This window comes from Natronincola peptidivorans (assembly GCF_900111615.1).
Lineage (GTDB): Bacteria > Bacillota > Clostridia > Peptostreptococcales > Natronincolaceae > Natronincola_A > Natronincola_A peptidivorans.
In genome coordinates this window covers 159340-183914 of the sequence record NZ_FOHU01000004.1, presented here as the reverse complement: position 1 = coordinate 183914, position 24575 = coordinate 159340, and the positions used below count along the sequence as shown (strand labels likewise).

Annotated in this window: 21 protein-coding genes; 17 read left to right on the top strand and 4 right to left on the bottom strand. The window is 36.4% G+C overall.

What is annotated here, in order from left to right; translation table 11 throughout:
- The first annotated feature begins 200 nt into the window (after nucleotides 1-200).
- On the top strand, nucleotides 201-650 hold the full coding sequence (locus tag BMX10_RS06720; RefSeq protein ID WP_090441306.1) for a hypothetical protein: 450 nt from the start codon (nucleotides 201-203) through the stop codon (nucleotides 648-650).
- A 111-nt stretch (nucleotides 651-761) separates the two neighbouring features.
- Nucleotides 762-1115: a hypothetical protein gene (locus tag BMX10_RS06715; RefSeq protein ID WP_139176391.1), complete on the top strand. Its 354-nt coding sequence runs from the start codon at nucleotides 762-764 to the stop codon at nucleotides 1113-1115.
- Nucleotides 1116-1247: 132 nt separating this feature from the next.
- On the opposite strand, the gene BMX10_RS06710 is transcribed toward BMX10_RS06715, so the two are convergent.
- The 4 genes from BMX10_RS06710 to BMX10_RS06695 all read right to left on the bottom strand — a co-directional run bounded on the left by BMX10_RS06710 (nucleotide 1248) and on the right by BMX10_RS06695 (nucleotide 7031).
- Complete coding sequence (locus BMX10_RS06710; RefSeq protein WP_090441300.1) at nucleotides 1248-2132, bottom strand: hypothetical protein; 885 nt, start codon at nucleotides 2130-2132, stop codon at nucleotides 1248-1250.
- 257 nt (nucleotides 2133-2389) lie between these two features.
- The gene (locus BMX10_RS06705) at nucleotides 2390-2824 is read right to left on the bottom strand and encodes a Dps family protein (RefSeq protein WP_090441295.1); all 435 of its coding nucleotides are present in this window, start codon (nucleotides 2822-2824) and stop codon (nucleotides 2390-2392) included.
- A 212-nt stretch (nucleotides 2825-3036) separates the two neighbouring features.
- Complete coding sequence (locus BMX10_RS06700; RefSeq protein ID WP_170834718.1) at nucleotides 3037-5481, bottom strand: YheC/YheD family protein; 2445 nt, start codon at nucleotides 5479-5481, stop codon at nucleotides 3037-3039.
- A 215-nt stretch (nucleotides 5482-5696) separates the two neighbouring features.
- A complete protein-coding gene (locus BMX10_RS06695; RefSeq protein WP_244272656.1) occupies nucleotides 5697-7031 on the bottom strand; it encodes a glycoside hydrolase family 10-like protein in 1335 nt (444 codons plus the stop codon).
- A gap of 271 nt (nucleotides 7032-7302) precedes the next feature.
- On the opposite strand from BMX10_RS06695, the gene BMX10_RS06690 reads away from it, so the two are divergent.
- The 15 genes from BMX10_RS06690 to BMX10_RS06620 all read left to right on the top strand — a co-directional run bounded on the left by BMX10_RS06690 (nucleotide 7303) and on the right by BMX10_RS06620 (nucleotide 24574).
- Nucleotides 7303-8067: an epoxyqueuosine reductase gene (locus BMX10_RS06690; RefSeq protein WP_090441290.1), complete on the top strand. Its 765-nt coding sequence runs from the start codon at nucleotides 7303-7305 to the stop codon at nucleotides 8065-8067.
- A gap of 199 nt (nucleotides 8068-8266) precedes the next feature.
- Complete coding sequence (locus BMX10_RS06685) at nucleotides 8267-9943, top strand: 2-oxoacid:acceptor oxidoreductase subunit alpha (RefSeq protein ID WP_090441288.1); 1677 nt, start codon at nucleotides 8267-8269, stop codon at nucleotides 9941-9943.
- Nucleotides 9944-10801, top strand: coding sequence for a 2-oxoacid:ferredoxin oxidoreductase subunit beta (locus tag BMX10_RS06680; RefSeq protein WP_090441285.1), 858 nt, complete (start codon nucleotides 9944-9946; stop codon nucleotides 10799-10801).
- A gap of 127 nt (nucleotides 10802-10928) precedes the next feature.
- Nucleotides 10929-11852 (top strand): EamA family transporter RarD, encoded by a 924-nt coding sequence (gene rarD / locus BMX10_RS06675; protein ID WP_090441282.1) that lies wholly within the window; start codon nucleotides 10929-10931, stop codon nucleotides 11850-11852.
- A 131-nt stretch (nucleotides 11853-11983) separates the two neighbouring features.
- Nucleotides 11984-13171 (top strand): putative heme d1 biosynthesis radical SAM protein NirJ1, encoded by a 1188-nt coding sequence (nirJ1, locus tag BMX10_RS06670; protein WP_090441279.1) that lies wholly within the window; start codon nucleotides 11984-11986, stop codon nucleotides 13169-13171.
- A complete protein-coding gene (gene nirJ2, locus BMX10_RS06665; RefSeq protein ID WP_090441276.1) occupies nucleotides 13168-14181 on the top strand; it encodes a putative heme d1 biosynthesis radical SAM protein NirJ2 in 1014 nt (337 codons plus the stop codon). Before nirJ1 ends, nirJ2 begins: the two co-directional genes overlap by 4 nt.
- Nucleotides 14169-14651, top strand: coding sequence for a siroheme decarboxylase subunit alpha (gene ahbA / locus BMX10_RS06660; RefSeq protein WP_090441272.1), 483 nt, complete (start codon nucleotides 14169-14171; stop codon nucleotides 14649-14651). Before nirJ2 ends, ahbA begins: the two co-directional genes overlap by 13 nt.
- 25 nt (nucleotides 14652-14676) lie before the next feature.
- Nucleotides 14677-15171, top strand: a complete 495-nt coding sequence (ahbB, locus tag BMX10_RS06655) for a siroheme decarboxylase subunit beta (RefSeq protein WP_244272655.1) — start codon at nucleotides 14677-14679, stop codon at nucleotides 15169-15171.
- Between the two features lie 448 nt (nucleotides 15172-15619).
- Nucleotides 15620-16519, top strand: coding sequence for an SPL family radical SAM protein (locus tag BMX10_RS06650; protein WP_090441266.1), 900 nt, complete (start codon nucleotides 15620-15622; stop codon nucleotides 16517-16519).
- A 97-nt stretch (nucleotides 16520-16616) separates the two neighbouring features.
- On the top strand, nucleotides 16617-17837 hold the full coding sequence (locus tag BMX10_RS06645) for a serine hydrolase domain-containing protein (protein ID WP_090441263.1): 1221 nt from the start codon (nucleotides 16617-16619) through the stop codon (nucleotides 17835-17837).
- Complete coding sequence (locus BMX10_RS06640) at nucleotides 17838-18158, top strand: DUF3784 domain-containing protein (RefSeq protein WP_090441260.1); 321 nt, start codon at nucleotides 17838-17840, stop codon at nucleotides 18156-18158.
- A gap of 215 nt (nucleotides 18159-18373) precedes the next feature.
- A complete protein-coding gene (locus BMX10_RS06635) occupies nucleotides 18374-19612 on the top strand; it encodes a BaiN/RdsA family NAD(P)/FAD-dependent oxidoreductase (RefSeq protein WP_090441257.1) in 1239 nt (412 codons plus the stop codon).
- A 25-nt stretch (nucleotides 19613-19637) separates the two neighbouring features.
- The gene (locus BMX10_RS06630; protein ID WP_090441254.1) at nucleotides 19638-21230 is read left to right on the top strand and encodes an NAD(P)/FAD-dependent oxidoreductase; all 1593 of its coding nucleotides are present in this window, start codon (nucleotides 19638-19640) and stop codon (nucleotides 21228-21230) included.
- 493 nt (nucleotides 21231-21723) lie between these two features.
- The gene (locus tag BMX10_RS06625; RefSeq protein ID WP_090441251.1) at nucleotides 21724-22872 is read left to right on the top strand and encodes a DUF3798 domain-containing protein; all 1149 of its coding nucleotides are present in this window, start codon (nucleotides 21724-21726) and stop codon (nucleotides 22870-22872) included.
- A 103-nt stretch (nucleotides 22873-22975) separates the two neighbouring features.
- A complete protein-coding gene (locus tag BMX10_RS06620) occupies nucleotides 22976-24574 on the top strand; it encodes a sugar ABC transporter ATP-binding protein (protein WP_208976120.1) in 1599 nt (532 codons plus the stop codon).
- Nucleotide 24575: the final 1 nt, after the last annotated feature.

The window sequence follows — 24575 nt, the reverse complement described above, 5'->3', positions numbered from 1 at the left end:
TCCCGAGTAGTTATTGTAAAAAGTTGATAATTATGTTATTTTTATGTCAAACCTATCAAAAAATATTAATACAAATATAAGAGATAGGGATAGGCACCGTAGGCATGTTTGTTTACAGAAAAATAGAGATACAGTTAATTAGTTGGCATAATAACTGAAAAATGCCACAGTTATAGGTATTGAAACTAGGAGGCAATAAGATGAAAAAACTCGTTTTACTAATATTAATGATAGTGATAATAATCGTTGGCCTAATAGGTTGTACTAATGAAGAAGAGATTTCTGCCATAGAAAATCATGTTGTTATGTATGAGGAGACATTTCAGGATATAATGGCCTTATATAGTGTTGCTTCTCCTATACTGACGGTAGAGGATGAAGAAGAATTGATTAAAACTGCAAGAGAAATACATGTCGTTATAGAAAAATTAAAGGATGAAAGTACTCATTTTTTTTCTGATGAAGCACGTGAGGTGGTAGAGCAACTGACTTTTTCCGCCGAGAAAGCATTAGAGCACCAAGAACAACTTATACAGAGTGATGATACAAGTGAATTACAACAGTCTGTAATGGAGGAAATAAGCAAGATAGCAGACTTTATGAGAGCCTATGCGATGCTTTATGAAGATTTTTTGGAGATTAGTCAATGATTTGAATGTCTTTCTCGTTTCTAAATGTTAATTTATTATTTTCATATTAAGAGAAAAATTTTAAGAGGTGTAGTTATGTGGTTTATAAGTCTAGGCGGATTCAAAGGAAAGATGAAAAGAGATACAGAAGTAATTGGAAAAATAAAATGGCATCAGATGTTTAAGCCTAACACAGAAGAATGGCTTCTAAAGAGGATAAACCCTAAGTGTGAGAACTGTAATAATAATGATTACTATATCATAGATACAACATTTTATAAGCCTCTAGGGGTTCTTCCATTAGGGAAAATAGATAAAATCATTAGAATAATATGCCCTAAATGTAAGGAAGTCATTGAACTTGACAGAGAAGAGTTTGTGTCAATAAGACCATTCATTAAAATAAATAACTTGTTTGAATCAGGCAAAATAGATGAATACCAGTATAAGTATAGACTAGAAAAAATAGAGGAGAAATACCATTGAAATACCATTGAAATACCATGATAAAGGAATGGACATATATACATAAATTATTAGCAATATATCCATTCCTTGAATATATATAACATAAATATTTATTTTCAATACAGGTTTGAGTTAAAAGGAGTCTCTAAATTAACGAAGGGGAAGTTCATAGATTTCCCCTAACCCATCAGTAATTTTAACAATAGCACTAAGGGTCCCTGAAGGCAATTCTTCTACTTCTAAATTCTGATATATGTGCATGAAATCTGTAGGATAGCCTGCCATCTGTTTCTCTAATTCTCTATGACCTTTTTCTGCAGTTTCTTCTAAAAGATCAAAATTCTTAACCAATTGACCATCTAGATACACTTCAACAAAAACAGATTCTATTTCAAGTTTGGAAATAAAGCTATCGGATAATTCATTTTGATGATAGAAGTACTTAAATCCCTCAACAAATAAATCTACGAATATCTGTGCTTTATTATCTGGTCGGGCATGAATGTTACCATGGACTTGAAATCTCTCCTTAAGGGAACGATATAATTCAACGGTTCCAAGCTCAGCCAGCCTGCTGCCTTCAGTATTTTCAGCTATAGTATCAAATTTATAGTCGCCTCGTAAAGGTAGTGTCAAGGTTTTGTCAAAATGAAGCTGGTTATCGGTATCTACTTTTATTTTTTCCCATTTATATTCAGAGGTGTTTATTTTTTCTCCCACCATTAAATATACTTCTTCATCATTTCTCAATTCATTAAACTGCCAGCTTACAATTACTTCCATATCATTTCCATCATTAGATATAGAACTTATAATATTTTTACTGCTATGCAACCATCGATTTTCTCTCTCCCAATTAGACAGAGAGTTGTTTACTGATCCATAAATACCTTGAACACCATTTTGCAAGGCGGAAATTTGATGGCTCTGGTGATTAATGGTGTTTCTAAGCTCATGAATAGTAGAGCCTTGATTAAAGGTGGTAATCAGCAGGATAATCATTAAAATTATTGTGAAAACTTCATGTTTTTTCATGGTGACACTCCTTAATGTATAAAGATATTAAATAGGTTTACAGATACTTTAATTATTCTACACAGAAGTGAAAAGACCTTTTTAATATAGGTATTGCTAAAATATACTATAAATTCGTGATCATATTATTAATACAAAAAAATATAAAATCAATGCTATGTATGAATTCAAATTTAAAAGGGCTAACTCCTTGGAATACAGGAGCTAACCCTTAGAAAAATAGTCTATTTCTTATTTTATAACGATACTAACTTGTTCTATGCAAGCATTGATTTTATGAACCATAGGTTTTTACTATAACCAGCAATATGATCTTCAAACTCTGCTACTATTCCAAAATCACCAGCTTCGTCAGCTGCGGTTCTGATTTCTGTAGCTAAGTCCTTCATTTTGTTTAAATCATCCTGAACTATTTCAAGCACCTCAGTACTGGTGAATTTATCTTTATCTAATTCTTTAATAGAAGTATTTTTTAGATAATCCGCCATCTTTGCTAAAGGCTGTTCATCTCTGGTCTTCATAAGCTCAGCTACATCATCATACTTTTCAAAGAAATCATTGTACATTGACTCAGTAAACTCATGAACTTGTATAAATTGTTTACCTACCACATTCCAATGGAGATTGTGCAGCTTCACATTTAATACAGCTAGATTAGATAGGTACTCATTTAATTTAGTATAGTCTTTCATAATAGATCCTCCTTTGTGATTTTCATTGTTAAATTGTTTTTTAACTACTTCTAAGATATACTTACCCAAGGCTTTGCCTGTTAAACATTTATCTTATTAAAATTTTTCAGTGTACAACTTTCTCTAGCAGGTTGTTTTCAGTGCTGCCATAAGGAGGGTGTATTTAGAAATGCTTAAGCATTTGGCAGAGCAGCTAAAAAGGTACAATTTGTTTAGAAACCAGTTAAAGATTTAGCATATTTCAATGGTGTGGGCAAGATATTTGGTAATACAGCTTGCTCGTCATCCAGCCTAAAAGCTTTAATCTCAGCAGCATAATTCAATTGAACCTCAAGTATCCACATTTCACCATTACCATCTATAATTAAGTCAATGGCAGCATCTCCAATATGACTTCCTTTTTCTAAAATATTTAAAACTTTAATACATAGTTTAGTAATTTCTATAATCTTTTTTACTGTCTCTTTTTCACTTAATCCATAGATTTTCATGAGGGCTTCTTCACCAGGTATAACTGCTTCTCGATTTTTTGAATTAGAAATAATGCTTCCTGATTTGGCAATTTTTGTTTCCATACCCGAGAATTTCCAATTCTTTGTTTCATCCTTTTGAATGTACACACGGAAATCTATTTTCTTTCCTTTATATTCATAGGGAATAGCCTGCTGCACAATGTATTTTTTATTTTTAACTAACCGCATACTTACTTGTTCAGCTAAAGCATTTTTTGTATGAATACGCTGTTTACTACCTGAAGGCGTAGATAATAGAAAACCTTTTTTTAATTTTTTTACATAAAGAATCCCATTTCCACCGGCAAGTGTAGTAGGTTTCATATATATAGCTGGATAAGTACGCAGCATTTTTATCAAAGACTTAATATTTACATATTGTACTGTGTTGGGTAGATGTTTAATTATTTTAGATTTCTCAGACATTTGTTTATAAAAACTCCATTTATCAGTGTTGCCATAGGGATAATTAAAGACGGTATCACCGATATGCTGCTGCAAGTGCCGGTAAATTCTTTTCTTTAGTCGAGTACGATTGAAGAAGGCGGAGGGGTACGGGAATGTTCCTGCTACAAAATCTTCCGTTTCGGGGGTATAGTAGTAGCCCTCAATCCTTCTAGTATCAATGTTGATATCAGATTGTTTGCAAAGAAATACAAGACCTTTAATACCATCATAATCGGCAAATCGAAGGAGCTGTTGTGGAGGATCATTATAGTATCTAGGTAATACTAGCAAGCCTATAACGGGTCCTGAGTGCAGATGATGATCATCCATATAATATTCGCAAGGTACTGCAGGGATTTCAAGATCATCACTAAGTTGTTTTGGTAATCGTATAACTCCATTTTTCAAGCTAGGATCGATTTGTATGGGAAAGTTTTTAGCAAAAGCACCAAAATGAAAGGTAATATAAGGAGAAGCTATATTCATCTGTTGCAAGGTAGAATTATTTAAATAGATAGAATCTTGATTAACGGTACTATCCACATAAACAGAATACAGGAAACGATCCCTAATATACTTGGCAGTCTGATCCATCTTCATTTTACTAGAACCCTTCACTAAGATTATACTATTCTTCTCCAAAGATTGCTTAATAGCTGCGTGTAATTCTACACGATGGCTAAAATGCTGGATTCTATCAGTAGGAAATCCTGCCTTTATAGCTCCCTCCATTATGCTTTTTGCAGCTTTCCCGAATGTATAAATAAGGTCTATATCATTTTTTGCTAGATATCCTCCTACATCTATATGTCCTGCCACTTCATATTCGCCTAATTCTAACATGCTGCCCAAGACTACGATTTTCTTTTTTTCTTCTCCTCTTTCAATCAGAACATCAATGGCAGTCTTTACAGACTCAGGATTGGCATTAACCGTATCATCAATTAGCATAGATGCATTGGATAAGTGATAAAAATTAAGTCTTTTTATTGGAGGTTGGTATCGCTTTAAACCTAGTTGGATTTCAATAGGTGAAAATTTAAGATGGTGGCAAACGGCAATTGCAACTAAAGCGTTATACACATTATGCAACCCATATGCAGGGATGAAAAATTCTATACTTTGTCTATCTAGTGCAACTTGAAAACATACCCCCTGGTCTACAAATCGTATATTACTTGCCTGATAATCAGCTTTATTACGAATTCCTATGGTAATAATTTTTCCGGCAAAGGTCTTTGTCTCTAATAATTTTGAATTTTCATCGTCATTGTTTAGAAGAAGTGTCCCCCTGGGATGCATATATTTTATCAGGTAAGACTTATTTTTTGCTGTTGATTCAACACTATTCCCAAAATTCCCATAATGAGCTGTTCCTATATTTGTGATTATGGAGATGTTAGGCTGTATCACATTACAATGGTTTTTCCCTACTCCTGGTCTCCCCATACCAAACTCTAATAAAACAGCTTGATAGGAAGAATCGTAGCTTTTAAGTGTTTGCTTATTTTGGAATGGTAAATTTTTATTATCAACTGTTTTAAGAACCTTCCATTTTGTTTCTAAAATTGAGAATATAATTGCCCTAGTAGTAGTTTTCCCAGAACTACCAGTGATAGCAATGGTTGGGATATCAAAAATTAAAGTGTTAGAGTCCTTGTAATAACCCCCTATATCAAATTTTTTTCTAAAATCCACAGTAGCTTTGCATATTTTTACACTAGTCCTTACATTGAAGTATCTATCTACGAAATAAATCATGAAAAAAGAGTTTGTTGATAAGATGTCTAATTATAATAATATAGTATTCCTGAAAAGTAGAAGTGTGTAGTAAACTAGCCATTAGCATGTGAAAAAGCAGAAAAAACCCTCTTCACAATTGCTTATGAAGAGGGTTTTCAAGTATTTTATAGCTAGTATTCCATGACTTCTTCCAACAGTTCCTCTGGCCTTTGAAGCCAAGGCATTTCTGGAACTGAAACGGCATCTTTGTAAACAGTAGTTTTCAAAAGATGACCTAGGTTTAGAGGATTACTTACAATAGACTGTGCTCTGAAGAATATGCTTCCCTGTGCATTTCCCGCGTTACGATTATAGTCAATTTGATTCAATATTTCATAGGGATTCCCCCAAGGTGTTTCTTCTGGCTGTGCTTTATAGGCGGCATGGCCCACATATAGATGGATGTCTCTATCTTGGACTAAATTTGACCACCAATGTAAAACTATCTCATAGGCAGCAGGTCCATAGCCAAAATACCAGTAGATCTGTGGGGCAATATAATCTAACCATCCTTCCTCCACCCAAAGCTTTGTGTCAGCATAAAGACCATCATAGCTGGTAACCCCGCCTCTTGTAGCAGAACCTAATGGATCATCAGACTGGTTTCTCCATATGGCAAAGGGACTTACACCAAACTTTACCTGCATATTTTCATTTTTGATTGAGGTATATAGGTCTTGGATGAATTCATTGACATTACTTCTTCTCCATTCCTCCTTGGTTTCCATGGGATATCTTTTAGAAATCTTATATAAAGCATCATCAGGAAAATCCAAGTCTTTTGCAGGATAGGGATAAAAATAATCATCTAAATGAACACCATCAACAGGATATTTCTCAACAACCTCCATAATACTATCTCTAACAAAGCTTCTTACCTCTGGCATACCAGGATTATAATATAACTGTCCTCTATAAGGAACAACCCAAGTGGGATTGATTCTAGCTGGGTGGGTTTTGGCTAAAGCATTTATATCTCCCTGCACACTAACTCTAAAAGGATTAAACCAAGCATGAAATTCCATATTGCGCTGATGAGTTGCTTCAATCATAAAGGCCAATGGATCATAAGCCGGGTCTTTACCCTGTATCCCAGTTAAATACTCAGACCAAGGACCATATTCAGAGGGGTAAAAGCTGTCTGCTGTTGGTTTCACCTGTACAATCACTGCGTTTAAGCCAACCTCCTGCAATTGGTCCAAAAGGGTGGTAAATTCCTTTTGCTGCTCTTCTTTTGATAATCCCTTCTTAGAGGGCCAATCTAGATTATAGACAGTAGTAACCCATGCAGCCCGAAATTCTCCTTCCTCTATTTCCTCTACATTTTCATCAATACCTAACGGGTCCATAGTATAGGAATCCTCCTGCAAGGATTCTGGCTCCCCATAGGCAGGAATGTTGCTTATGAAAAGCATAACAGCACAAACAATAAAAACACCTAAAACGCATATCATTCTTTTTTTCAATCTTATTTCCCCCTCCAGCTTTCTATGTATTCTTAATAGACGTAAAAAAGTTCCATTTGTTCTATAACTGAGATATGTTTCATAAATAATATTCGACAACAAAGCCGAGGTTTCCTGCCTTTACGGTAATTGAGATAAGTTCGTCGGACATCTTAATGGTTTATTCATTGTTGATGTGCTGATAAAATAAGGTTCAGTTTATCAAGATTTGTGAATATATGTTATAGTAAAGATAAGAGCAATTTAAATCACAGCATTAGGAGGAACGTAGATGAGGGAAACAGTTGAAAAGTATATTAAGGATTTTGTAAAAGGATATCCAGATACAAAGAATACAGAAACAAGATGGTTAGAGCCTATCATCGCCTATGCAGATGCAAAAAATGAAAGCTTTTATCAACTAAAGGAGGTTGTGACCCCTTCCCATGGATTGCCGACGGATTTTTTAGAGGATGCTAAAACCGTGATCACCTATTTTCTCCCTTTTGAGGAAGAGGTAGTTGAAAGCAATATAGAAGGCAAAGAAAGCTCAAGAACATGGGGTGTGGCCTATATAGAAACCAATCAACTGATTTTTGATTTAAATACCTATTTACATGAAAAGATACAGGAGATGGATTTTGAATCCACCATCATTCCTGCTACCCATAATTTTGATGAGGATTTATTGATTAGTGAATGGTCCCATAGGCATGTTGCCTATATAGCTGGGCTAGGCAAGTTTGGATTAAACAATATGTTAATCACAGAGAAAGGATGCTGTGGCAGGGTTGGGAGTATCGTAACCAATTTAGAAATTCCTCCCACTGAAGTAACAGAAAAAGAATTCTGTCTATACAAAGCAAAAGGAGTATGCAAGCTATGTGTATCCGGCTGTGTTAATGGAGCCTTACAGGTAGAAGGCTACGATCGACACAAATGCTATGAAATGTGCTTATACAATGACAAGCTGTCAGGTGACTTAGGTGTGACAGACGTATGCGGTAAATGCATGGTAGCGGTACCGTGTTCCTTTAAAAACCCAATGGGAAAATAATAATTAGTTAGAGAAAACCCTTTTTATAAGGGTTTTTTCTATGGATAAATACAGTTGTATTATATGGTTATAAATAAAAGAGATGGGTATTTATTTAAACAAGCTTCAAGGAAAAAAATCATGACTGAAAGAATGAAAAGGTCATATATAGCCTTTAAGCATAATAAAATTACACATAGATTATTGGAGGTGTTGAAAGTTGAAGTACAATATTCTAATTGGCGGTGAAGCTGGACAGGGAATGGATACCTTAGCAGCTTTATTGGAAAAAATATTAAAAAGACAAGGATATTATGTTTTTTCCAATAAGGATTATATGTCAAGGATTCGAGGAGGCCATAATTTTATCCAAATTCGATTTGGCACAGAAACCATTACCTCTCATCATCCTGCATTAGACGTAATCGTGGCACTGGACAAAAACACGATTGATCTCCATAAAGAAAAACTACAGGAGGAAGGGGTCATTCTTTGTGATGCAGGGATAGAGGTAGATGACAAAAGAGGCATGAGCCTGCCACTAAAGGAAATAGCAAAAGACATAGGCAATACAAAGGTTTTTGGTTCTATAGCTTTGGGGGTAGTGTTGAGGCTCTTTGGATTAGACATTAATAAAGCAGAGGAGGTATTTGAAGAAAAATTTAACCAGGAGCTAAGCAGACGAAATTTGCAGGCTTTAGAGAAGGGATATAGCCTTACAGACATAAAGTATCATCTAGATAAAGCACCAGAAGATCAACATATCTATATCAATAGCAATCAAGCCATCGCCTTAGGAGCATTAGCCGGGGGCGTAAGCTTTTACTCAGGCTATCCTATGACACCAGGCACCAGTATTATGACCTACTTATCAGGAAAGCAAGAGGATGCCAATATTGTCGTGGAGCAGGTGGAGGACGAAATAGCAGCTATCAATATGGCAATAGGGGCCTCCTATGCTGGCACAAGAGCCATGACGGGCACCTCCGGCGGGGGATTCTCCTTGATGGTGGAAGCATTGGGATTAGCAGGGATCATGGAAACACCTTTGGTAGTGGCAAATATCCAGAGACCTGGACCTGCTACTGGATTTCCTACCAGAACAGAGCAAGGAGATTTGAGCTTTGTATTAACTGCTTCTCATGGAGAGATTCCTAGAATGGTGCTTGCTGTAAGAAACGCTGAGGATGCCTTCTATCAGACTGTTCGAGCCTTGAATATAGCAGATAAGTATCAGATGCTGGTGGTCATATTGGGAGACCAGTATCTATCAGATGCAACAGAAACCATTCAGCCCTTTGATTTTAGTAATATATCTATTGATAGACACATAGCAGGGGAAGAGGCATTGCAGGACGGAGCATATAAACGATATCGCCTGACAGAGGATGGATTATCCCCAAGGATTATCCCTGGCAAGCACGAAGGGCAAGTTGTTCTAGTAGATAGTGATGAGCATAATGAAGAAGGACATATTACAGAATCTGCAGAGGTTAGAATCCAAATGGTGAATAAGCGGATGAAAAGAATGGAAGCTCTTAAGGAAGAATTAATAGAGCCAAATTATTTTGGTGTAGAAAAACCTGAAATTTTATTGTTGGGCTGGGGCTCTATGAATGGGCCATTAAATGAGGCAGTAGAAATCCTGCAGAAGGAAAACATTGATGTGGGTGCCTTGGTATTTGGTGACCTATACCCATTGCCAACAAAGCTCTTAGAAAAATACAGTGGAAACGCTGCCCAAATAATAAATGTGGAACAAAACTATACTGGACAACTGGCAAAGCTTATCCGTCAAGAGACGGGAATTCCCTGCCAGAAAAGTATACTAAAATATGATGGTAGACAAATGAGTGGATATGAAATCTATAAAAGAGTGAAAGAGGAGGTGCTATAGATGCTGGATATAAAAATGTATGATTCCAAGGATGAAATGGCTTGGTGCCCTGGTTGTGGTAACTACAGCATCTTACCAGCCATAAAGGAAGCATTAGCAGAGCTGGAGCTTAAGCCTCATCAGGTTGTAGTGGCATCAGGAATAGGGCAGGCAGCGAAACTACCTCATTATATCAATACCAATGGCTTCAATGGTCTCCATGGTAGGGCAGTACCTCCTGCCAGTGGTATTAAAATTGCTAATAAAGATCTCAAGGTAATTATTCATTCTGGAGATGGAGACAGCTATGGAGAAGGCGGCAATCATCTTATGCATGGCATAAGAAGAAACGTAGATATTACTCATTTTGTTCATGATAATCAAGTATATGGGCTGACAAAAGGACAAGGGTCTCCCACTACCGCTGAAGGGCAGAAAACAAGTATGCAGCTTGATGGTGTTAGAATACAGCAGCTTAGTCCACTGGCTTTGGCAGTGAGTTTAGACTGCAGCTTTGTAGCTAGAAGCTTTTCGGGAAATAAAAAACATCTTATTTCCATCATGAAGGAGGCTATCAATCATAAGGGCTATGCCTTGGTAGATATTTTACAGCCTTGTGTCATCTTTAATCAGGTAAATACCTTTAAATGGTATAAAGACAATGTATATTATTTAGATGAAAGCTATGACCCCACAGATAAAATAGCTGCATTTCAAAAGGCGTTAGAATGGGAGGAAGGAATACCATTAGGGGTTATTTATAAAAAAGAAAAGCCAACCTATATCGACCAAATACCTTACTTAGCTGAAGGACCTTCTCTAGTAGATAGACAATGGAAACCAGCCGAGGCAGAAAAGTATATGAAGGATTTCCTATAGGTGATTACAATAGAGACAAATTATTTTTTTAAATAATTTGTCTCTATATTTATTTTTCTCTTTCAAAATCAAAATGATAGGAGTATAATGAGATAAATATAAGAATGGGTAGGAGGGCAATGCTGCCATGGGAAAAAATGAAACGGCGGAAAATAGAAGATTTATTGGTGTTCTTTTAGTGGTAGGGGCATTCATAATTTGGGGTTTTCTACCGCTGTATTGGAAGCTGCTGCAGGCAATTCCTGCAGATGAGATTCTGGCCCATAGGATTTTATGGTCCTGTGTTTTTTTATTCTTTGTCTTACTTTATAAAAAAAGATTAGCCAGCATCAAAGAGGTTTTCGGTAATAAAAAGAATGTTGTATTGGTGACTTTATGCGCTATTACCATATCCATCAATTGGTTCTTATACATTTGGGCGGTTAACTCTAATTATCTGGTGGAGGCCAGTATGGGATACTATATTAATCCCTTAGTGGTGGTTACCTTAGCTATGGTAGTATTGAAAGAGAAGCTAAATGCATGGCAGATCACGGCGATAGCCTTAGCAGCAGTAGGAGTATTGATTATTACTCTACAGTATGGTGAGATTCCTTGGATTGCATTAACCTTAGCTGTAAGCTTCGGTCTCTATGGATTACTGAAAAAGCTTGTTCAAGTGGATTCTATTACAGGACTTATGCTTGAAACCATTATGCTAATGCCCATAGCTTTAGGCTATGTTTTGTTTAAAGAGTTTAATGGAACAGGTGCATTAACAGTGATACCTACTACTACCTTGTTGATTCTTACTTTAGCGGGAGTTGCAACGGCTACACCCCTATTGATGTTTAGTGAAGCAGCAAAAAGAGTGCCTTTATCCATGATGGGCTTTGCTCAATATATTGCACCTACCATCAGCTTATTTTTAGGAGTTTTTGTCTACAAAGAAGCATTTACTAAAGTGCATTTTTTCAGCTTTGGCTTCATATGGCTTGGGTTATTGATTTATTCTTATTCACAGGCGAAGGCATTAAGAAAGCATCATTCCAAGGAACCAGCTCATAGCTAAAGTATGCTAATAGGATACTATTTACGATATAGTGTCTTTTTTTTTGCCTAAATTAACCAGGAGAAGCATAATATACTAAAGGTATAGGGTATATTATAAAACAGAATTGTATATACAGGAGGGTTATTTTTATGATTAGTGTAACAAAGCTTCTACTAGGAACGGATAATTTTGGTGATTCTTTACGATATAGAAAAAGCAGTAAACACACTGTCCATGGTACCAGTGAAGGTTATGGGCCTGTTGTAGCATGGAATACTACAAGAAGCTGCAATCTAAAATGTATTCATTGCTATATGGATTCAGAGGCTAAAAACTATGAAGGGGAATTGACCTATGAAGAAGGCAAAAGCTTCATTGAGGACTTAGGCAGATTCAAGGTGCCAGTGTTGCTCTTTTCAGGGGGAGAGCCTTTAATGCGGGAGGATTTTTTTATGTTGGCCCAGGATGCAGTGAACAATAACATTCGTCCAACGATTTCAACCAATGGTACGTTGATCACCCGTAAAATAGCAGAAAACCTACGAAAAATTGGCATAGGCTACGTTGGGATTAGTTTGGATGGACTAAAAGAAACCAATGATAGATTCAGAGGGAAAAAAGGAGCATTTGATTTGGCTGTGCAGGGTATAGAAAACTGTGTAGCAGCAGGGCAAAGGGTAGGTCTGAGATTTACCATCAATCGCCACAACTACAAGGAACTAAGCGAAATATTTAAACTGGTAGAGGATTTACATATTGATAGAATCTGTTTTTATCACTTAGTATATTGTGGCAGAGGGCAGCAGATGATGGAGGAGGATATTTCTCATGAAGAGTCTAGAAAAGCCCTAGACTTGATTATGGAAAAAACCTTAGATTTTCATCATAGAGGATTAGATAAAGAAATCCTAACAGTCGATAATCACGCTGATGGCATATACATGTATCTAAAGCTCAGGAAAACCAACCCTAAAAGAGCAGAGGAAATATACCGGCTGATGGAGAGGAACGGGGGCAATCGCTCCGGTATGGCCTTTGCCAATGTAGATAGTCAGGGGAATGTGCATCCAGATCAGTTTACACAAAATCATACCCTTGGCAATGTTATGAAAAGAAGCTTCGGAGAAATATGGCAGGATACTACTCATCCTATACTGGGTGGACTGAAAAATAGAAAGCCTCTATTAAAGGGAAGATGCAGTAACTGCAGCTGGCTAAACCTATGCAATGGAAACTTTCGCGGCAGGGCAGAGGCTGTCACAGGAGACTTTTGGCAGTCAGATCCTGCCTGCTATCTCACAGAGGAGGAAATCGGCATGAGGAGGAATGCTGTATGATCATATCTTGGAATACCACCAATCAATGTAATATGCTTTGTAAGCATTGCTATCGAGATGCAGGAGCAAAGGTGGAGGAGGAGTTAAGCACAGAAGAAGGAAAAGATCTATTAAGGGAAATCGCTAAAGCAGGATTTAAAATAATGATTTTTAGTGGTGGTGAGCCCTTTATGAGGCAGGATATCTTTGAACTGGCGGCCTATGCCAAGGACCTAGGACTAAGACCAGTATTTGGTACCAATGGCACATTTATCACAAAGGACGTAGCAAAAAAACTTAAACATCTAGGTGTGATGGGAATAGGCATTAGTCTGGATAGTTTAGACCCTGACAAACACGATAGCCTAAGATGCTATAAAGGAGCTTGGCAGGGAGCAATTGAAGGAATGAAAAATTGTAAAGACGCAGGCCTGCCGTTTCAAATACATACAACTGTGATGGACTGGAACCAACAGGAACTGGAGGCTTTGACGGATAAAGCAGTACAACTTGGTGCGGTGGCGCATCATATTTTCTTTTTAGTTCCTACTGGAAGGGCTTCCACCATAGAAAAGGGATCCTTAAGAGCACAAGAGTATGAAGAGGTACTGCAGCGAATTATGAAAAAACAGCAGGAGACTTCTATAGAGCTGAAACCCACCTGTGCTCCTCAGTTCATGCGGATAGCAAAGGAAATGGGGATGGACCTGCGATTTCAAAGGGGCTGTTTGGCAGGAACCTCCTATTGTATCATAGGACCAAAGGGAAGGGTTCAGCCATGTGCATACCTGGATATGGAGATAGGCAATATAAGAGAAACGCCCTTCAGTGAAATTTGGAAAAACAACGAGGTGTTTAAAACTTTGAGAAGGATGGATTACAGCGGTGGCTGCGGCAGCTGCAGATACAAAAAAAGCTGCGGCGGCTGTAGAGCCAGAGCCGCTTACTATCATGATGGGGATTATATGGCTGAGGAGCCCTGGTGCTTATATCATGGAAGAGAGGGAGTAGAAGCGGTATGGACATCCTAGATAGAAGAATACTAACCCATATACAAAAAGACTTCCCCATTGATAGTAGACCCTACAAAGAGATAGGTGATAAACTGGGAATCTCAGAACAAGAAGTAATGGATAGAGTAAAGCATTTAAAAGAAACTGGAATTATTCGGAGAATAGGAGGGGTTTTTGACTCTAGGAAATTAGGCTACCATAGTACCTTATGTGCTTTACAGGTAGCAGAGGAAAACCTACAGGAGACTGCCGATAGAATCAATGCTATCCCAGGAGTAACCCATAACTATATACGAGATCATCAGTATAATATGTGGTTTACCTTAATCGGACCATCAGAAGAATATCTAGAGAAAACCTTGCAGGATATAAAGAGAGAATCACCAGTAGAAAAGATGTTGAATCTACCAGCAGTAGATTTCTTTAAAATTAATGTTCAGTTCAATCTCGAAAGCTCCAAAAAAGAAGCAGCAGAGACAAGTATATAAAACCAGTATATGAAAGATGAAAGCTGTGGAAAGAGGTGACGTAGTGGAGATAACAGACCTAGATAAAAAAATCATCAAAGAACTGCAGGAGGATTTACCTGATTCACCTGAACCCTATAAAGAGATAGCAGAAAAAATAAATATCAAAGAAGAAGAGCTTTTAGAAAAAATCCAAATGTATCTAGAAGCAGGTATCATAAGAAGATTTGGAGCAGTACTAAGGCATAGAAAAGCAGGCTTTACCGCCAATGCTATGGTGGTATGGGAGGTTGAGGCTCATAAGACAAAAGACATAGGAACACAGATGGCGGCTTTTTCAGAGGTAACCCACTGCTATGAAAGACCCACCTATCCAGCCTGGCCCTATAATCTATTTACCATGGTACACGGAGGTAGTAAAGAGGACTGCTATCAAATAGCAGATAAGCTTTCTAAAACAATAGAAGTAAAAAACTATGAACTGCTGTTTAGTAGTGAAGAGCTTAAAAAAACCAGTATGAAATATTTTTGTGAAAATTAAAAACAAAATCTCAACTGCATATCAACGGGTTCATTTCAGAGGTGCAAAACTAAAAATTACATAAGATTTTACTTTTAAAATAACTACTCATTTTGCCAGTAGTTATTTTTTTTAATTTCAACGATAAATATAATGAATAATGTAAATAGGCTCAAAAATTACATGAAAAATTGTATGCATTTTTTTTTGATGCAATGAGTTTATTATATTACTAAATAGTTGAAAAAATATGTGTAAAAATTAGGAAAAAATTGAAGCTTTCTCATAGTGTTTCTGTAAATTTTTGTTATAATTATAATAACGTAGTTAATGAATTATGTGCAGAAAAATGATTATTTGCCATCCTAGGGAAGGCAAGGTGCGCAAAAAAGGTGATTAAAATATCTAAAATAAGCATTAGAAAATAAAAAAAAAATATATGAATCATTTATAAGAGAGAGGTTAAGCAATGGCAAATTATAGAGAAATGCAATGTTCGATAGCCCTTAAGAAGTTAAAGAGAAAAATACCATTTTCATGGGATTTGAATATATATCGTGGTTGTGAGCATGGGTGTAAATATTGTTATGCCATGTATTCACATCAGTATTTAGATTCCCAGCAATATTTTAGTGATATATATGTAAAGATTAATATTATAGAGGAATTGGAAAAACAACTAAGCAGTTCTTCTTGGGAAAGAGAAGTCGTCAATATTGGGGGTGTAACAGACAGCTATCAGATTATAGAAGCACAATACAAATTGATGCCTGATATTTTGCGATTGATGATAAAATATAAAACCCCCTGTATAATTTCTACAAAATCAGATTTGATTTTGAGGGATTATGATTTAATTGCAGAGCTTGCCAACATCACCTATGTCAATGTTGCTGCAACAATTACATGTATGAATGAAGACATTCGCAGAAAGTTAGAGCCAAATGGCGTGGAATCTGTAAAAAGATTTAGAATGTTAAAAGAGTTCGCAAAAACAAATGCTTCCACGGGACTGCATTTTATGCCTATTATCCCCTATCTTACAGATGATCGAGATAATGTAAATTCTTTGTATTCTCATGCAAGAGAGTGTCAGGTGGATTATGTTCTACCAGGAACGCTTTATTTGAGAGGAAAAACAAGGGTAGTATTCTTAGATTTTATAAAACGGGAATTTCCAAATTTACATGAACCATTGCAAACGCTATACAAAACAGGTGGTGCAAGCAAGGAATATAAGGATAAACTGTATGTGATGGTAAATGAACTGAAAGCTAAATATAATCTTTCTAGCAGCTATTCAAAGCCAATGAAAGATAAACTAATGCAATCAGATAATATTCAATTATCACTTTTCAATAATAAATAATGCTGGGACATCAATCATTAGAGTATTCCCGAGACTAGCCGAGATAAAAGCAGTTCATTTTGAAGCTGAAATACAAAATTAGTGAGGAGTAGGTCATTTGAAAAAGAATATAACATATTTATCTATTTTTTTAGGTGGAATAATTGTTGCTATTTTAATGTTTTCCATAGTAAGATACTCTCCTGAATACATGTATAGGATACTAAGGTATAGAGATTCTGATGTAAATGATTATAAAATATTCCCTGAGAAAATTATACAATCCAGCATAGAACCATATTATTATGAGAGTGAAATAATGGATGGCCTAGGAGAGGAAGTAGTTCACTATAGATACAACGGCGAAGACAGAAAAGAAAAACTAAATATTTTTTTAGAAAATACAAAAACTACATCATTTATTGTTATCCATAATGACAAAGTAGTATTTGAACAGTATTATAATGGATATAGCCGAGATTCAATAAACACATCTTTTTCTTCCGTTAAATCAATCGTATCTCTTCTGATAGGGATTGCAATTGATGAAGGATTTATAAAAAACGAAAAACAATCCATTGCAGAATATATACATGAGTTTAAAAATACTCCCATGGAAGAAATAACGATAGAAGATTTGTTAATGATGAGATCAAAAATAAGGTATAAAGAAGGTTCTTTGTGGTTTGGTGACGATGCCAAGACATATTACATGCCAAATCTAAGAGAATTAGCAATGGACCATATAAGAATTGATAAAGAGTATCAAGGAAATTTTCTTTACAATAATTATCATCCTCTTTTGTTAGGCATTATTCTGGAGAGAAGTACAGGTCAGAGGGTATCCAGCTTCTTAGAAGAAAAATTGTGGAAAAAAATCGGATCAGAGTATGATGCCTCATGGAGCCTTGATAGTCATAAGAATGAGTTTGAAAAGATGGAGAGTGGGTTAAATTTTTGCAGCATAGATTTTGCTAAGATTGGAAGTATGCTTTTACATATGGGCAAATGGAATGGTGAAGATATTATTAGCGAAGATTGGATATATAAATCTACAATAGCAGAATTTCCACTTGAAGAACAAGAATATAAAAACACATTTTTAGAGAATACAGGTGCAGGATATCAATATATGTGGTACTCCATTGAGAAGAAGCAGGGGGCATATGATTACTTTGCTGCTGGGAAACATGGCCAGTTTCTCTATGTATCTCCACAAAACAATATAGTTATTTTACGAAATGGAATTGAATCAGGCAAGGTTGACTGGTGGCCTAATGTGTTAGAAAACATTACCCAAAATGTAGTGGAACTGACATATGAGGGGAGGAGAATATAAATGGAAATATTTTTGGCGGTATTCATAGCTGTTGCTGCCATAGGTTTGTTTATATATTCAGTATTTTTATTTCAAGAAAAAGGTCCCATACCTACTACTTTTTATATGTTAGCAAAACCAGAAGAGAGAAAAAGAATGAAAACCAAAGCGGAGTATCGCTTTACTGGCATAGTTATGTTGACTTTATCAGTGATATTCTTGCTTAAGGCGATAATGATTACTTTTAGCATCGCTTGGCTCAGTAAAGTGATCATAGCAATTAGCATTATTTTAGTGATTTATATACTTATTTATGCAATAAGAGAGATAATGAACCTCTAATTAAGAAAGCTAGAGACCTCATATGAAGGAATTCATTAAAAAAACAAGGTATAGGACTAGATTAAGCATACAATAAAATTAAATGATTAGCTGGAGAAAGATTTTTATTATAATGAGAATAGGAATTTTTCTCCTGTTTTTTGTTGCTAAGCTATTAAATTTTATAAAAAATGATAGAATAATAACATAAAGAAATAGAAAAGGGGCTACAAAAGATGATCAAAAATCTTCATGTGTTAGTGATAGGTGGAGGAGCGGCAGGATTGACGGCTGCTATTGCAGCTGGAAGAAACGGTGCAAAGGTTACTATTATAGAGAAACTAGATAGAGTAGGCAAAAAGATTCTAGCCACAGGAAACGGCAGATGTAATTTTACCAATATAAATATGGACCTTAAATTTTTTCATGGAGAAAATGTACGATTTGCACAGGGAATTCTACAATCCTTTGATGTAGAACAAACAATAAGCTTTTTTGAGTATTTAGGTATAGCTCATAAAATAGAAGAGGGTGGAAAGGTTTTTCCAATGTCAGATCAGGCCGCCAGTGTGTTAGATGTCTTAAGGTATGAAATTGAAGAATTAGACATTAAGGAGCAATGCAATTCTGAAGTCGTCAGTATACAAGCCAAAGACAAAGGCTTTAAGCTTATATTAAAAGATAAACAGACCATCGAGGGAGACAAGGTGATTCTAACCACAGGGGGAAAGGCCAGCCCTCAATTGGGTTCTGACGGAAATGGCTATCTATTAGCTAAGTCCTTAGGCCATAGAGTGATAGAAACCATTCCTGCCTTAGTACAGCTAAAGCTCAAAGCACCTTTTCTAAAGGCATTAAAAGGGGTAAAATTTATTGGTGAGGCGGCCATCATAGGTGAAGAGAGCATTCTTCGAAAGGAAGCAGGAGAAATCCTATTTACTGATTATGGCATTTCGGGACCACCAATATTACAGCTCAGTCGTAAGGCGGCTGAAGGATTAAAGAATAAGAAAAAGCTCTATATTCAGCTGGATATGTTCCCTCACCTACAGTGGGAGGAGCTACTGGAAATGCTGCAGATACGATTAGGCTATCAGCCTCAGAAGGCATTGGATTTTAGTTTTATTGGATTGCTAAATAAAAGACTCATACCTGTTGTTTTAAAAGAAGCTGGTATAAAAAATCCACAAAAAAAGTGTGAGACAATATCTATTGATGAAATAGAAAAGATTGTTGACCAATTAAAGCAGTGGAGAATAGAGATTGTGGATACTCAATCCTGGAGAAATGCGCAAACAACAGCTGGTGGCCTGGACGTAGAAGATATTGATGCAAAAACAATGGAATCAAAATTAATTCCAGGATTGTATTTTGCTGGTGAAATCGTAGATATTGATGGAGACTGCGGAGGATTTAACCTACAATGGGCATGGTCCTCTGGATATATTGCAGGAGAAGCTGCTACTTTATTATAAAGGATATTGAAGGGAGTATAACCGCATGATACGTGTTCCAGATATCAAACTAGCAATTAATCAATCGGAATCTGAGCTTAAAAATACAATATTAAAGAAGCTAAGGATTAGAGAAGAGGACTTAGGGGACTACAGTATTTATAAAAAATCTATTGATGCAAGAAGAAAAGATAGGGTTGCCTTTGTATATACTGTTGATGTAGAAGTGAAAAATCAAGATAAGGTGTTGAAAAGGATCAAGGATAAGAAAATTTCTTTAACGCCGGATATGGAATATAAGTATGTGAAGAAGGGTACCCATAAGCTGCAAGCTCCACCAGTTATTATAGGCACAGGCCCAGCAGGATTATTTGCAGGCTTGATACTGGCACAAATGGGATACGGACCTATTTTGCTGGAAAGAGGCAAAGATGTAGATCATAGAGCAAAGGATATCCATGTGTTTTGGGAAAAGGGACAGCTAAACACAGAATCCAATGTTCAATTTGGTGAAGGGGGAGCCGGTACTTTTTCTGATGGCAAGCTGACCACGCAGATAAAGGATATTCGATGCAGAAAGATACTGGAGGAATTGGTGAAGGCTGGAGGACCGCCAGAAATCATGTATAGCAGTAAGCCTCATATCGGCACAGATATTCTAAGAGATGTAGTAAAAAATATTAGGAAAGAGATTATTAGCCTTGGCGGGAAAGTATTGTTTGACAAAAAAGTAACAGATATTATGATACATAAGGGCTCTGTAAAGGGAGTTATTGTTAATGAGAAGGATACTATTGAGACAGATAAAGTAATATTGGCTATTGGACATAGTGCAAGAGATACATTTGAAATGCTGCATAAAAACCAAGTAGAAATTCATCAAAAACCCTTTTCTATTGGCGTAAGGATTGAGCATCCGCAAAGTCTGATAGATATTGCTCAATATGGTGAATACGCAAAGAATCCTAAGCTGGGGGCTGCAGACTACAAAATGGCTTATCATTGCAAAAATGGTGCCTCTGTCTATACTTTTTGCATGTGTCCCGGGGGCCAGGTGGTAGCGGCTGCTTCAGAAGAGGGTAGAGTTGTTACCAATGGCATGAGTGAGTATGCTAGAGATAAAGAAAATGCCAACAGCGCCTTGCTGGTAGGTGTAGACCTTAAAGATTTTGAAAGTCATTATCCTTTGGCAGGAATGCACTTTCAAAGAAAATGGGAGGAAAAAGCCTTTGTACTAGGTGGAGGGAATTATTGGGCACCAGTGCAGCTGGTGAAGGATTTTTTAAAGGACCAGCCTTCGCTGCAGCTAGGAAAGGTGCATCCCTCTTATATGCCTGGAGTTACTCCAACGGATTTAAGACAATGTCTTCCTGGGTTTGTAGCAGCGGCTATGAAGGAGGCTATTGTAGCCCTTGATAGTAAGCTCCACGGATTTCAGTTGGGGGATGCTGTTATGACAGCAATTGAAACAAGAAGTTCCTCCCCTATTCGGATACAAAGGGATAAAGGCTATGAAAGCAATATTAAAGGCTTGTATCCTACTGGAGAAGGAGCTGGTTACGCAGGAGGGATTATTTCAGCAGCAGTAGATGGTATAAAAGCAGCAGAAGCTGTAGCGGAAGGTTGTATATTTAGATAGTAAAAAATTTTAAGTTTTCAAAATTTTTTATTGATTTTTTTGCTTCTATAAGTTAAACTATAAACAAAAGGTCGGTGTCAAATAATACACAGGTGTGTTATTTGGCACATTTTGATGTAGGGAAAGGTTTATAAATTTACATAAAAATTTATAAAAATAATCCATATATCAAACGAATAACGCAGAAAAACAGACAAAGGTTTATTTCTAGCGATGTATATCATTCAGTAGAGTTTTCTGTGTATATTTTTTCGATTCAAGTGAAAAATTATACAATTTTTACAATATATGTAATGTGTTTTCTAGAAATAAAACCTCGACCTCTTTTGTTTTATTGGAAATGGTAGTTTTTAATAGCTTAAAGCAGTATTTACTAAAAGTTTTAGGTTATTTAAACTTATAAAGACAAAATAGAGAGGAGTGAAAAAAGAACAGAGTATTGTAACAAATAACAAGATAAACTGATAATAACTTTTATTAAGGGGGAGTTTTTGTGTTTAAAAAGCTATTAGCTTTGTTGATGATTGCTTTATTAGTATTTAGTTTAGTTGGTTGTGGATCAAATGATGCACCAGCAGATACAGGTAGTGATGCAGAAGAAGCAGATGCGGGCTTAGGTTTTAAAATCGGTTTAGCAACTTCAACTGTTTCTCAAAATGAAGAGGAATTCCGTGCTGCAGAGAAAATGGTAGCAAAATATGGGGCAGATGTAATCAGACACGTTACATATCCTGACAGATTTATGCAGGAACAAGAAACTACTATCGCTCAAATCGTTGCTTTAGCAGCAGATCCAGAGGTTAAAGCTATCATCGTAGTTCAAGCGGTTCCAGGAACTGCGGCAGCAATTGATAGAATCAAAGAAACTAGAGATGATATTGCATTTATAGTTGGAAACCCACATGAAGATCCAGATCTAATAACAGCTCGTGCTGATATTGTTTTAGATGTTGACCAATTAACCCGTGGTAGAAGTATTGTAGAAGATGCTCAAAAAATGGGTGCAGAAACATTTGTTCATTATTCCTTCCCAAGACATATGTCTTATGAGCTTTTATCTCAACGTAGAGATATTATGAAAAATACTGCTGCAGAGTTAGGAATGAACTTTGTAGAAGTAGATGCTCCAGATCCAACTGGTGATGCAGGTATACCTGGAACACAACAATTCATTTTAGAAGATATTCCAAGACAAGTTGCAGCTTTAGGAAAAGACACGGTTTTCTTTGGAACTAACTGTGCTATGATGGAACCAATGATTCGTTCTATTATGAATGAAGGTGCTATTTATACAGAGCAATGTTGTCCAAGTCCATACCATGCATATCCTGGAGCTTTCGGAATCGAAATTCCTGCTGATAAAGCTGGGGATGTTGATTTTATGTTAGCACAAATTAGAGCTAAGGTTGCAGAGGGTGACAACACTGGAAGAATGGCTAGCTGGGCAGTACCTGCAAGTATGGCGATGGTTGAAGCTGGTGTAGAATACGGCGTACTTTATGCACAAGGGCAAGTTGATAAATTTGACGAAGCAAAAATGGCCCAAGTTTTAGCTGAAGTAACTGGTACAGAAGTACAGGTTGAATCATTAGATGGTCTACCAAACTTCTTGATGTTTGTTGCTGGATTAGAAATATTCTAAGAAAAGTCTATAATTAATACAAAATAATAAGATGAATGGTATTGAGGTTGCCAATTGGCAACCTCAATATTTACGACATCCACCGTCAAAGGAGGGAAACACTTTGGGGACAGACTACTTATTACAAATAAAAAATGTAAGTAAAGAATACTCTGGTAATAGAGTACTAAAAAACGTTAATATTAATATCAAAGCTGGTGAAATCCATGGTTTAGTTGGGGAGAATGGTGCAGGAAAATCTACCTTGATGAATATCTTATTTGGTATGGAAGTCATTCACAGTACTGGAGGCTTTGAAGGAGATATCATTATTGATGGGAATGTTGCGAACCCTAAAACTCCTAAGGAATCCATGGAGCTGGGAATTGGTATGGTACATCAGGAGTTTATGTTGATTCCTGGGTTTAGTATTGCAGAGAATATTAAGTTGAATAGAGAGATTACTAAAGATAATTTATTTAGTCGTATATTAGGACCTAAGATGAAGACATTAAATTTTAAAAAAATGGGTGAGGATAGTCGACAAGCCCTTGATAAGTTAGGGATGTCTATTGATGAATGGTTACCAGTAGCGGGGCTACCCATAGGATATATGCAGTTTGTTGAGATAGCTAGAGAAATTGATAAAGAAAACTTAAAGATATTAGTATTTGATGAACCCACTGCTGTTTTGGCTGAAGCAGAGGCGGATAAATTCTTAAAGGTAGTTAGAAAGCTAGCTGATCTTGGGATTGCTATTTTATTTATTTCCCATAGGCTAGATGAGATCATAGAAATAACTGATAATATTACGGTGTTAAGGGATGGAGAGGTTGTTAGCAGTCTAATAACAAAGGATGCTGATGTTCACAAAATTGCCGAGTTAATGGTGGGCAGAAAAATAGAGAATACTAATACTGCCAAAGATATGAAGCAAGAGGATGAAGAGAAGGATTATATTTTAGAATTAAAAAATCTTTATGTAGATATGCCTGGAGAAATGGTAAAGGGATTAAATCTAAAGGTACGTAGAGGTGAAATTTTAGGCATCGGCGGTCTAGGAGGCCAAGGAAAGATTGGCGTAGCCAACGGAATCATGGGACTATATCCTACAAGAGGAGAAATATTAAGGGACGGCACTCCTTTACCACTAAATCAACCCAAAAAAGTGCTGGATTCTGGAGTGGCTTTTGTAACAGAGGATAGAAGAGGTGTAGGCCTGTTATTGGATGATTCGATAGAACATAATATTGCTATTTCAGCACTTCAAATAAAAGAAAAGTTTATTAAAAATATAGCTAGTTTTAAAATAATGAACAATAAAGAGGTAAAAGAGCATGCTTTAAATATGATAAAAGAATTGGATATTCGATGTACGGGACCAAAGCAATTAACCCGTAGGCTAAGCGGAGGAAATCAACAAAAGGTATGTATTGCTAGGGCATTGACTTTAGATCCAGATATTATCTTGGTATCAGAGCCCACTAGAGGGATTGACGTTGGAGCAAAGAAAATAGTACTTGATTTGTTAGTAAAGCTAAATCGAGAATTAGGGATGACAGTCATCATTACTTCTAGTGAATTAGCAGAGCTGCGTTCTGTTTCTGATCGCATTGCCATTATTTTTGAAGGGAAACTGGAAGGTGTGCTTTCACCTAATGATAGTGATGTTAATTATGGCTTGATGATGGCAGGGGAATATGTCAAAGAGGAGGTATCATAGT